Below are 11574 nucleotides of genomic sequence, written 5' to 3'. Positions count from 1 at the left end.
ATGAAACAGGATGCATGGAAGCAACCGTTTTTTAGTGACAAGGCGCCTGCTTGTTCGTTACGAGGACATTGGGCAAGTTTCTGCTTAGTAGATGAGTCGGGGGACGGAAAGGCCTACGGCGGTCTGCCTTACACATTTTATGATAGTGCGGGGCGTGAGTACTTCGGTCGCCTGGATGGTGAGGGCTTCGCCAGACAAGACGATTTTTATTGTGGCCCGCTAATCGTTAAGTTAGATGCGCGCTACTCCGGCTCGGAAAAGCCATATACCGAACTGATGACGCGTGTGGCTTACAAGCTACCCATCACCGAGCTCCAGGTTCGTGCGGAAAAAACCCGCTTTCTACGCCCCGACGGTCAACGTGTGGAACGAAGTGTTACGAAGAGTCAGACGGACCACTTCTATCAGGTTGAAGTGCGTGATTTGGTCCGACATGCAGCTCACCTGCCACCCGTGGCATCCCGCACTCATCGGCCCCCGCGGCATGCTCTAAAAATGATGGCTGACCTTGGATTCGGGCCACCCCAGCCGACGTTGGTCGGCGTCGTTTTATTTCCCAACCGGCACACAGTACTTGAGGTTCGCCCATTGCGAGCACTGCGCCCTATGCTGTCAACCGAGGATCAATTCTGTGCCTTGAACCTCTATCAGTTGGCACTGATGTCCACGTTGAGCTATTGCGATTTTGGACAAGAGCCTCCAACAAAACCCATCGATCAAGTCAGCTTTCCACTGGAGCCCAGCGTTGGTCATTTCTTTGCCGACAGGCTATCGGGCTATCAGGAACCCTGGAAAGTCGATGTTGAGCTGGTGCAACATTTTTACCCCGTTTATGAAGACGTACCGTATTCCCGACGTTTCGAAATTTTGCCCTTCGACGCTGAGTTGTATCAGCAAAATCGCATTGAGTTAGGGGAAGAGCAGGAACATCCGGAACGACTGCACTTTTTCGATGATAAAAAGCACGGCACTGACACCCAGGCCTATATCTGCCATCACGATGAAGTGATCCTTGTTGCGATAAGGGGCACGGCCAGTGGCGCCGATAAACTGCGGGATGCAAATGCCCATCAAGTGGCCTTTGTCGAGGGCGTAGGCAAGGCTCATGAAGGCTTTCACAAGGCTTATCAGGCCATGCGTGATTTTGTACTGCGCTACCTTGACCAATTTTATACGGGGCAGCGGATCGTCATTTGCGGCCATAGCCTCGGCGGTGCGATTGCCTTGTTACTGGCTGAGGGATTACGTCGAACCGAAGATGCCCACTACAACATCCTCCTATACACCTACGGAGCCCCCCGAGCTGCCGACTCCGAGTTCACCGACGGTGCCTCCGCTCTGGTGCATCACCGCATCGTCAACCACAACGACCCTGTCCCGAGTGTGCCTGCGCCCTGGATGAACACCACCGCCAAAATCTGGATTCCTGGCGCCGTGGTGCTATTCAGCAACCCTGCGCCCGGGGGCCTGCTGTTTGCCTTGGGCCTGGTACGGCTGACCGGCAACCCTTACCAGCACCACGGCGCGCAGCAGCACTTCATGCCGATACTGCTACCGGACGGTACACAGTCTTCCGTCTTGTGGACCCCTGGCTGTGAATCCATTGAGGACGCGGCCTGCAAACGCGCATTGAGGCTCAATGGCGATATGCCGGATCGCGCCAACCTGATCAAACAGCTTGTTCAGAGTGCCCATCACTCCATGGTCGTCAGCTACATCCCCGCCGCCTGGGCCACGTTGCGCCGCTGGCAACAAACACTCGACACCCATGGTACCCTCGTAACTGCCCGTGAATTCGAACTGATCGACAAAGCCTTGTTCACCATGCAGCACCAGCTACGGGAACAACGAAAAAAGCTGGATCTGCATCGTCCTGCCAACCAGCGTGGCTACGAACACCACGACCCCATGAGCCAGGAAGTAGACCGGCTGAAGGACAGTCGCGACCGCCTGGAAACCCTCCGCTGGCGCCGCCTCCAGGCTCGCGACGTCTACGGCAGCCAAGCTTCATCACCCATCCTTCAATCTAGCCTGAAACGCTGGTTCACCCACCCGCAAAACCGTGAGTTCACCCAAGTGGCGAGCATCCCGCCACAACCGGATGACGGCTGGGGAAAGCCGCAAACCCTCGATATCGACTCAATCGTATGAGCTTACAAAAACTCCACCTGCGCCGGCTGACGCTTCATCAGCACCTTGCCTGCGCGAATCGAATACAGCGGCAATCCCTGGCTGCGAATCACTTCATAGTCGCTGTCCGCAGACAGGATCAACAGGTTTGCCGGACGCCCTGGCTCCAGGCCATAACGATCCCCCAAGGCCATGGCCTTGGCGCTGTTATCGGTGACCAAGTCGAGGGCGCTTTGCAGGGTGCGGTAGCCGAGCATGTGGCAGATATGCAACCCGGCTTCCAGCACCCGCAAAATATTGCCGTTACCCAGTGGATACCAAGGGTCGACGATGGAGTCCTGGCCGAAGCAGACGTTCATGCCGGCCTCCAGCAGTTCGTTGACCCGGGTCACGCCGCGGCGTTTGGGGAAGGTGTCGAAGCGGCCCTGCAGGTGGATGCTTTCGGTGGGGCAGGAGACAAAGCTGATGCCCGAATGCCCCAGCAGGCGGAAGAGTTTGGCGCAATAGGCATTGTCGTAAGAGCCCATGGCCGTGGTGTGGCTGGCCGTCACGCGGGCACCCATGTCGCGGCTGCGGGCTTCTTCGGCCAGCACCTCAAGAAAACGCGAATGCGGGTCGTCGGTTTCGTCGCAGTGCACGTCTACCAGGCAACCGGTGCGCTCGGCCAGGTCCATCAGGAACTTCACCGAACTCACTCCCTGGTCGCGGGTGTATTCAAAGTGCGGGATCCCGCCGATTACGTCGGCGCCCAGGCGAATAGCCTCTTCCATCAACTCGCGTCCATTACGGTAGGACTCTATGCCTTCCTGGGGGAAAGCGACGATTTGCAGGTCGATCAGGTGGCCGCTTTCCTCGCGCACTTCGAGCATGGCCTTGAGCGCGGTGAGGCCCGGGTCGGTGACGTCGACATGGGTGCGCACATGCTGGATGCCATGGGCAGCCAGGGTCTGGATGGTTTTTTTGGCGCGGGTCTTGGTGTCTTCCAGAGTGATGGTGGCCTTGCGCTCGCCCCAGCACTCGATGCCTTCAAACAGTGTGCCGCTCATGTTCCAACGCGGCTCGCCGGCGGTCAGGGTGGCGTCGAGGTGGATGTGCGGCTCGACGAAGGGCGGTACCACCAGGTTGCCGGCGGCGTCCAGGTCGTCGGGGCCCGCTATGGGAGCCGCGCCTTGTTGGGTGATGCTGGCGATCCGGCCGTGTTCCAGGTGCAGATCATGCAGGCCTTCACGGTTGCGCAGGCGGGCGTTGATGATGTGCATGGGCAAGTTCCTCTTGGCAAAAAACAGTCAGGCAGACAGCCGCCAGATCATCAGCGCAATGCCGATGTCCAGGCGGTCATAAGAATTGTCCAGCGTCAGCCCGCACAGGGCTTCGATGCGCTGGACGCGGTGCGTCAGGGTGTTACGGTGAACCGCCAGCCGCTGGGCGGCGGCCACAAGGTTACCATTCTCGTGGAACCAGGCCTCCAGGGTCGGCATCAGGCTTGGGCCGTGGTGCAGGTCGTGCCGCAGCAGCGGCCCCAGGCGTTCGTTGAGAAACTGGTCGAGCAGGGCGCGATCCCGCACGCCGCTGAGCAATTTGAGTACCCCCAACTCGTCGTAGACACACAGCCCGGCGCGCTCACTGAACCGTCGTGCAGCGGCCAACGCCTGGCGCGCCTCATCCAGGGCCTGGGCCAGTCGCGCGGGTGGGTGCGCGGCAGCACTCAGGCCGATAAACAGTTTCAACGGCGCCAGGCGCAGGTTCAGTGCTTTCAACCAACCTGCCAACAACTGGCGATTGGCCAATGCCGCACCCGCGTCCATCGCCGGCAACAGCAACGTCCATTGTCCGGCACGCCCTAGCACAGGCAGACGCGACGGATGCTGCGTCGAAAACTGGCGCAAACGTCGGGTAATGGCATCGTGCTGACGGGCAAGCTGTGCCTCCACCACCGGCGCTTCACCTTGGGCAAACAGTGCATCGCTGCCGTCCAGTTGCAGCTGGACGAGCTGCCAGTGCCCGGCCAACGGCATGCCCAGCTGGGCGGCGCGGTGCAACAGCAAATCCAGGGATTGGTAATCACCGGCCAGCAGGCGTTCCAATACATCATGTCGCGAGCGCCCCAGCTGTTGCGACTGGATCAATGCCGAACCGATGGCCTGGGTCACCAGCACCATCTTCAACGAGTACGGCTGTTCGATCAGCGGCATGCCCGCATCGTGCGCCGCTTCCAGCAAGCGCTGGGGAATTGCCTGGATATAGTCCGGCCCCGTGAGGATTACCAGGCCGGCGACCTGGCGCTGACAGGCTTCGTCCAGCAACACCAGCAGGTTGGCCTCATCCCGTGGGTGATTGATGCCGGTGACGAACACCAGTTCGCCGCCCAACACCCATTCGGCAATGCCGCTGTTTTCCGCGACATAGGGCCAGCGCACCGTGTTCTCCAGGCCGGCTTCCCCGGCCCGCAGGCACATCGACTCAAGGCCGGGCAAGGCCAGCACATCGGCTATCGTCAGGCTCATGCCTGGACGTCAGCCAACGGTGCCCGCACGCGCAGGACGCTGGTCAGCACGATGTAGGTCAGCGACGCAGCCACAATCCCCACCAACGGCGCCACCCAAGGTGAGTGAAACGCCAGCACCGTGCCCACGGCGTAAGCGATCAGCCCTGGCCAGTTGAAAGCCGGCAGCCGCGTATCGGCCAAGCGCGGATAGTGGCCGCGATAGCGATAGAAGAAGTCCGCCATGATCACCCCGCCAATCGGTGGGATCACCGTGCCCAGCAGGATCAGGTAGGGCACCAGCATGTCGTACATACCCAGCAGCGCCAGCAGGGTGCCGATCACCGCACCGGCCAGGGTCACCGTTTTGCGGCGCTTGGTGCGCAGCAGGTTGCAGCCGGCAACGGCGAAGTTGTAGATGGTGTTGTCCTGGGTGCTCCATATATTCAGGAGCAACATTGCCATGGCCGCCATGGCAAAACCCTGCAGCAGTAACACTTCGACCACGTCGGGCTGCTGGTAGACGATGGCGCCGTAGGCACCGATCAGTACCATCAAGCCGTTGCCGATAAAGAAGCCGATCAGGCTGGCCAGCACCGCGACCTTGGCCGAGCGCGAGAACCGCGTCCAGTTGGTGGCCTGGGTCGCGCCGCTGACGAAGGTGCCGAACACCAGCGTGATGGCGGTGGACATGTCCAGCTCACCGGTGGGTACCACGGCCAGCAGCCCGTCCAGCCCGCCGACCTTTACCGTGGCAACCCACATCGACAGAAACAGCAAAATGCCCATAGCCGGCACCGCGATGTAGGACAGAATCTCCAGCCCGCGATAGCCCACGTAGGCCGTCGCGCAGAACACCATTCCAAATAGCACCATCAACCCCAGAACGCTGCCCTGGCTCAACTCGAAATATTTGCCCAGCACCACGGCAGCGGTGGCGGTGCCCCAGGCGTACCAGCCGATTTGGGTGAATCCGAGGATCAAGTCGCTCAGCTTGCTGCCCACTTCACCGAAGCAAAAACGCCCCATCAGCACCGAGTTCAAACCGCTCTTGAACGCGATGTAACCCAGGCCTGCGGCGTAGATACCCAACAGCAGGTTACCCAGGGCCACGACGCCGAGCATCTGGGTAAAGCTGAAGGCTACCCCCAACTTGCCGCCGGCGAACATGGTCGCGGTAAAAAAGGTAAAGCCCAGCAGCACCATGGCGGTGGAGGCCAGGCCTTTGCGGGCATGCATGGGCACCTCGCTGAGAGGGTAGTCATTGCCCGGTTCGTTCTGCGTCATGTGCCGTTCTCCCTGAATGAGTGACGCAGGCCTATTGCACCCGTCGTGCCAAGTGCAGGGCAGTGACGAGCGCACGGTCAGGACTGTGCACGTTGCACAGTATTTATAGCCAAACAGGGGTGACACGCAGGAGGGATTGGTCTTTCTGCCCAGTCAGGCGCGAAAGCGGTGCAGCGGTGATACAAATTGGATCACCGGTTATTCAATCGAACAGGGTGTGAGTGGTCTCGCCGCGATGAAAGGCGAAGGCCGCCTCAAGGTCAGTTTCAATCGTGCGGCCACGGGACAACGGGGGCAGGTCGTCGAGGCTGAAGAACCCGACTTCCGTAGTTTCGAAACCGGCCATCGGCGCCAGTTGATCAACCCGTTCGCACAGAAAGTAGAGTTTGTAGAAATCCCGGATATCGGGCCGGTACAAGCCTTTGGCCTTATGGGTGACGCTGTACAGCGCCCGAGCGGTGACCGTCAGGCCGGCCTCTTCGCGGATTTCCTTGACGATGTTTTCAGCCGCCGACAGGCCAATATCCGCATAACCCCCAGGCAACGCCCAGCAGCCATCCGTCAGCTCTCGCACCAACAGGATCCGGTCGCCGTCAATTACCGCGCCCCGCACATCAATCATCGGCGTTGAATAGCGCTTGGCAAAATCCGGTACCAGGCCGGTGATGCGCTCCAGCGGCACTTCGCCCAATTGCGCCAGCATGCTGTGGGCGATCTGCGCGATTTCCTCAAGGCGCTCGCGCTCGAAGTCATCAGTGCAGAAGTGCAGCCCCGTGGAGGCCAATGCTTGCAAGCGCTTGGCCTGGGCCAGCCAGGTGTTTTCCATGGGAACTCCTTCAGTGCGAGGCGGTGAGGTCTTTTTGCATGTAAATCCGGCGCAGGCCGTTTTCCTCGGCGCGATGGGTTTCCACATAGCCTTTGCGGGTGTACAGCACGATGTTTTCGCTCATCGCCTCATTCGTGTAGAGACGGATGGCGCCCTGCCTGGCCTGGCATTCGGTGAACTCCAGCAATAGACGGCCGTAACCCAAACCCTGAGCGCCGGGGGCGACGGCCAGGTTGTCCAGCAGCAGGTACTTCTCGTGATGGATCAGCACGACAAAGCCGTGCACCTGGCCTGCGTGCTCCAGCACATGCACGCGTTCGGCTGTAACTTGCTGGTGATAGTCATCCAGCATCGGCCCAGGTTTGCGCCCGATTCGTTCGATGTACGGGGAGTAGGCGGCGTGGACGATGGCCTCGATAGCGCAGATATCGTCAACGGTGGCGGGGCGGATAAGGGGTGGCATCGCAGCGTGCGCCTTCTGTACAAGAGGCCCCGACTGTAAGGGACTCGCTGGCATAAAAAAACCACCTCAAGGGTGGTTTTTTTACCTCGCCGGCTTATTCGCCGCGATAGATGCATCCGCTGGTGCAAGTCTCATGGATACGAATCGCGCTGAGTTCCGGCAACAACGGTTTCAACTCATTCCAGATCCACTTGGCCAGCACTTCGCTGGTGGGGTTTTCAAGGCCCGGAATGTCATTGAGGTAGTTGTGATCGAGGCGTTCGTAGAGCGGCTTGAAAATCGCCTTGATCTCCGAGAAGTCACGGATCCAGCCGGTATGCGGGTCGAGGTCGCCGCTGAGGTGGATCGCCACTTTGAACGAATGGCCATGCAGGCGCCCGCATTTGTGGCCTTCCGGAACGTGGGGCAGGCGGTGGGCGGACTCGAAGGTAAACTCTTTGAAGATTTCCACAGGGTTTTTCAGCTCGGTGAGGTGTCTGGCAGGCGGCGAGTTTAACAGTTTGTGACCTCGCCGCGCACACCGCTTGATCAGAGGGCCTGCAGGCGCTCGCCCAATTGCCCGGTTTCGGCCAGTTGCAGAAACTCGTCCCCCAGCCGCTGACTTTCGCTCATCGCGGTTTGCCAGTACTTGTTGCGGCCCGGGTCATCGCCCATGAAGCGCTTGAAGTCGCTGCGGTCTGGCAGTTTGCCGTGGGGCAGGCGGGCCAGGTATTCCTTCGACGGTGCCAGCAGTAATACATCCTGCAGTCCCTGTTGATTGGCGCGGCGCCACGGCAAGCCTTTGTCGAACCAGCCGGGAATGACCCGGTCGGTGAAGTGCGGGTACAGCACAATGTCATCACCGTGGTAGGGCAGGTCGAGGTGATAGTCCAGCAGGCCGCCATCGCGATAGGTGCCAGCACCGGCGCCCGGCAGGTCGCGCACGCCTTGCATCACCATGGGGATCGAGCCCGACGCCAGCAACGCCTGGCGCAGGTTGCCCAGTTCCAGATTCAGGAACCGCGAGGGGAAATCCTTGAGCGCATGCAGTGGAGGCGCCTGGCGTGGGTCGTGGACGATCAGCCGTTCGAAGTGCCGGGACAGCCGCGCGCGGCCCCGCAGGTTGTCGGCGATCACCGATGACAGCCCCAAACCGAGGCGACCGCGATGATCGTCCGCCAGCAGGCCGTGGCTTTTGACCACCATGATGTTCAGCCGGTAGTTCGGGTTATCAAGCACCCGGGCATCACGGCCGGCCAGCAAATCATCGAGCATGCGCACGCAACTCTGGCTGACTTCGGCCATGGTCACGCCTTTGGCAAAGCGCTGTTCGTTGTACAGCCGGCCCAGGTCGAGCAGGCCTTGTACCGGGTCGGGCAGGCACGCACTGGCAAACCGCCAGGAGCCAATCGAGGCGCCGATCAGCGCGCGTTCCCGTGGCGCGCGGGGTAGCCAGTCGCCGAACAGCGCCAGGTCCAGACCCTGGATGCCCAGGGCCTTGGGGCCACCGGCGGCGCCGGGAAGGATGCCGACGTCCGCAGGCGCAAGCCCTTGTTCGCGAATGCGCGAGAACGCACGTTTACCGGCCTTGAGGGTCAAGGCGGGGAACTTCATATGGATAGCAGTCATACCGGTCTCATTTACCGCGAGCAGGGCAGTATAGAAAATCTGGCCTGGTTGCAGGCAAAGGTCTCGCAGAGAATTGCCATGGTGGCAATTCAGTTTCAGTTAAGTTGGATCCAGTACGGTGAGCCCCGTAGGCAAAATATCCTGAAACGGAGACTCACCATGAAAACCCTCACAGCCTTGATCGCCAGCAGTATCATTGCCCTCACCGCTGGCGTCGCCCAGGCTCGCGACCTGGGGCCGGACGAAGCACTGAAGTTGCGCGACGCTGGTACCATTGTGTCTTTCGAGAAGCTCAATGCTATCGCACTGGCCAAACATCCCGGTGCCACCGTGCATGAAACCGAGCTTGAAGAGGAATACGGCAAATACCTTTACCAGGTTGAACTGCGCGACGCCCAGGGCGTTGAGTGGGACCTGGAACTGGACGCTGTCACCGGCGCCGTCCTCAAGGATCATCAGGATACGTAATGAAGGTAAATCTACGCACCAGCGTTCAAGTGGCGCTGGTGCTCCTGGCATTTTGCTCAGGCCTGGCCGCTCGGGACCTGGGCCAGGATGAAGCACTGCGCCTGCGCCAGAAGGGCGTGATCGCGCCGCTTGAGCATCTGCTGGGCCCGGCTTTCGAGCGCTACCCGGGCGCCAAGCTGCTGGATGCAGAGCTTGAAGAGCACAAGGATCGTCCTGTGCGCTTTATCTATGAAATCGAACTGTTAACGGTCGAAGGCGTGGTGCGCGAGATCGAACTCGACGCCAACACCGGTCAACTGCTCAAAGACAAGGAAGACGACTGATGCGCCTGCTTCTGGTGGAAGACCACGTACCCCTGGCCGATGAGCTGATGGCCGGGCTCAATCGCCAGGGCTATGCCGTGGACTGGCTGGCGGACGGGCGCGACGCGGTGTATCAGGGGCGCAGCGAACCCTACGACCTGATCATTCTTGACCTCGGCCTGCCGGGTTTGCCCGGGCTTGAAGTGTTGACACAGTGGCGTGCCGCCGGCCTGGCCACGCCGGTATTGATCCTCACCGCTCGTGACTCGTGGGCCGAGCGCATCGAAGGCCTCAAGGCGGGCGCCGACGATTACCTGAGCAAACCCTTTCACCCCGAAGAGCTGCACCTGCGTGTTCAGGCCTTGCTGCGCCGTTCCCATGGCCAGGCCAATCAGCCCACCTTGCAAGCTGCCGGCTTGCACCTGGATGAGGGCCGCCAGTGCGTGATGCGCGATGGCGAGGAGATCCAACTGACAGCCGCCGAGTTTCGGCTGCTGCGCTATTTCATGCTGCACCCCGAGCAAATCCTTTCGAAAAGCCATTTGGCCGAACATTTATATGATGGCGAGACTGAGCGTGACTCCAATGTGCTTGAGGTCCATGTCAATCACCTGCGCCGCAAGTTGGGCCGCAGCGTGATCGAGACCCGGCGCGGCCAGGGTTACCGTTTCGGCGCCAGCCCTGCGTGAAGTCGATCCAGCGGCGCCTGAGCCTTGGGCTGATCAGCGTAATGGTGATTGTCGGCCTGGTGCTGGCCCAGACCAGCCTGTGGCTGTTCGAAATGGGCCTGCAACGCTACCTGGAATCGGGGTTGCGCAACGACAGCGAAAACCTGCTGGTGGCGTTGGTGCGCGGGCCTATGGGCGTGCAACTGGATGAACAGCGGCTGTCTCCCGCCTATCAACGGCCGTTTTCCGGGCACTATTTCCGTATCGATTTTGCCGACACCCATTGGCGTTCCCGCTCGTTATGGGACCAGGAACTGCCACAACTGCCCCAAGCCGGGCTCAAGGGCAACCTGCAATTGGGGCCGGAAGGCCAGCAGTTGCTGGTACTGCGTTCGGACTACAAGCGTTTTGGCCAATCGATTTCCATCAGCGTGGCCCAGGACTACACCCCGGTCAGGGAAAGCTTTCGCCTGATGCGCCAGATCGGCCTGGTGCTGGGACTGGCGGCGCTGTTGCTGATCCTGCTTCTGCAACGGGTCACCGTGCGCCGCGCCTTGCGCCCGCTGGAGACCGCGCGCAACCAGATCGCGCAACTGCAGCAAGGTCAGCGCTCGCAACTGGACACCCAGGTGCCGGTAGAGCTGGAACCGCTGGTGGCGCAGATCAACCACTTGCTGGCCCACACCGAAGACAGCCTTAAACGTTCGCGCAATGCCCTGGGCAATCTTGGCCATGCGTTGAAAACCCCATTGGCGGTGTTGCTGAGCGTGGCATCCAGTGAGCAGCTCAAGGACCATCCGCAACTGAGCAAGCTGCTGCGCGAACAGCTGGAGCAGGTGCAACAACGGCTTAATCGCGAACTCAATCGTGCGCGCCTGGCCGGCGAGACGCTGCCCGGGGCCCTGTTTGACTGCGATGGCGAATTGCCGGGGTTGCTGGCGACCCTGAACATGATCCATGGCGAACACCTGGATTTGAGTTACCGCGTACCGCCTGGTTTGCAGTTGCCGTGGGACCGCGAAGACCTGCTGGAGTTGTTGGGCAACCTGCTGGACAACGCCTGTAAATGGGCGGACGAGGAGATTGTGTTGAGCATCAGCGAAACCCCGGAATGCTTTCGGCTGGTGGTGGAAGATGACGGGCCGGGGATTCCCGAGAGCCAGCGCGACCAGGTGTTCAGCCGAGGCACGCGGTTGGATGAGCAGACTGACGGGCATGGTCTGGGGCTTGGGATCGTGCGGGATATTGTTGAGGTGTGGGGCGGGGTGCTTTTGTTGCAGGAGAGCGAGCTGGGCGGGTTAAAGGTAGTTGTCGACCTGCCACGCCGCCATTGAAAGCAA

The 11574-nt window shown here is 60.6% G+C and carries 12 protein-coding genes; 5 read left to right on the top strand and 7 right to left on the bottom strand.

The genetic code is table 11. The features are described from left to right. Nucleotides 1-2151: a lipase family protein gene (locus SNL23_RS28025; RefSeq protein ID WP_318304333.1), complete on the top strand. Its 2151-nt coding sequence runs from the start codon at nt 1-3 to the stop codon at nt 2149-2151. Between the two features lie 2 nt (nt 2152-2153). On the opposite strand, the gene codA is transcribed toward SNL23_RS28025, so the two are convergent. The 7 genes from codA to SNL23_RS27990 all read right to left on the bottom strand — a co-directional run bounded on the left by codA (nt 2154) and on the right by SNL23_RS27990 (nt 8796). Beyond that, on the bottom strand, nt 2154-3389 hold the full coding sequence (gene codA / locus SNL23_RS28020; RefSeq protein ID WP_076016742.1) for a cytosine deaminase: 1236 nt from the start codon (nt 3387-3389) through the stop codon (nt 2154-2156). 27 nt (nt 3390-3416) lie between these two features. After that, entirely contained in the window at nt 3417-4634 is a 1218-nt protein-coding gene (locus SNL23_RS28015; RefSeq protein WP_076016743.1) for a PucR family transcriptional regulator, read from the bottom strand. Beyond that, on the bottom strand, nt 4631-5899 hold the full coding sequence (codB, locus tag SNL23_RS28010) for a cytosine permease (protein ID WP_076016744.1): 1269 nt from the start codon (nt 5897-5899) through the stop codon (nt 4631-4633). Before codB ends, SNL23_RS28015 begins: the two co-directional genes overlap by 4 nt. A 202-nt stretch (nt 5900-6101) precedes the next feature. Next, the gene (locus SNL23_RS28005) at nt 6102-6725 is read right to left on the bottom strand and encodes an NUDIX hydrolase (RefSeq protein ID WP_318304332.1); all 624 of its coding nucleotides are present in this window, start codon (nt 6723-6725) and stop codon (nt 6102-6104) included. 10 nt (nt 6726-6735) lie between these two features. Further along, complete coding sequence (locus tag SNL23_RS28000) at nt 6736-7188, bottom strand: GNAT family N-acetyltransferase (protein ID WP_076016746.1); 453 nt, start codon at nt 7186-7188, stop codon at nt 6736-6738. 94 nt (nt 7189-7282) lie between these two features. Further along, nucleotides 7283-7639 carry a 6-carboxytetrahydropterin synthase QueD gene (queD, locus tag SNL23_RS27995; RefSeq protein ID WP_003190259.1) on the bottom strand — a complete coding sequence of 119 codons (357 nt, stop codon included), beginning with the start codon at nt 7637-7639 and terminating at the stop codon, nt 7283-7285. Between the two features lie 77 nt (nt 7640-7716). After that, nucleotides 7717-8796: a patatin-like phospholipase family protein gene (locus SNL23_RS27990; protein WP_318304331.1), complete on the bottom strand. Its 1080-nt coding sequence runs from the start codon at nt 8794-8796 to the stop codon at nt 7717-7719. A gap of 159 nt (nt 8797-8955) precedes the next feature. On the opposite strand from SNL23_RS27990, the gene SNL23_RS27985 reads away from it, so the two are divergent. From SNL23_RS27985 to SNL23_RS27970, 4 genes are read left to right on the top strand one after another with little or no spacing between them, the layout of a single operon-like run. Then, nucleotides 8956-9264 (top strand): PepSY domain-containing protein, encoded by a 309-nt coding sequence (locus SNL23_RS27985; protein ID WP_008432789.1) that lies wholly within the window; start codon nt 8956-8958, stop codon nt 9262-9264. Further along, nucleotides 9264-9587 (top strand): PepSY domain-containing protein, encoded by a 324-nt coding sequence (locus tag SNL23_RS27980; RefSeq protein WP_003219549.1) that lies wholly within the window; start codon nt 9264-9266, stop codon nt 9585-9587. The genes SNL23_RS27985 and SNL23_RS27980 overlap by 1 nt, the downstream gene beginning before the upstream one ends. After that, entirely contained in the window at nt 9587-10255 is a 669-nt protein-coding gene (locus tag SNL23_RS27975) for a response regulator transcription factor (protein ID WP_076016748.1), read from the top strand. The genes SNL23_RS27980 and SNL23_RS27975 overlap by 1 nt, the downstream gene beginning before the upstream one ends. Beyond that, nucleotides 10252-11568 (top strand): ATP-binding protein, encoded by a 1317-nt coding sequence (locus SNL23_RS27970; protein WP_318304329.1) that lies wholly within the window; start codon nt 10252-10254, stop codon nt 11566-11568. The genes SNL23_RS27975 and SNL23_RS27970 overlap by 4 nt, the downstream gene beginning before the upstream one ends. The last annotated feature ends 6 nt before the right edge of the window (nt 11569-11574 follow it).

It is taken from the genome of Pseudomonas sp. SED1 (assembly GCF_034044025.1).
In the GTDB taxonomy this organism is placed as follows: Bacteria; Pseudomonadota; Gammaproteobacteria; order Pseudomonadales; family Pseudomonadaceae; genus Aquipseudomonas.
Note: the sequence above shows the minus strand (reverse complement) of the source record. Positions and strands in the feature narration are given on the sequence as shown.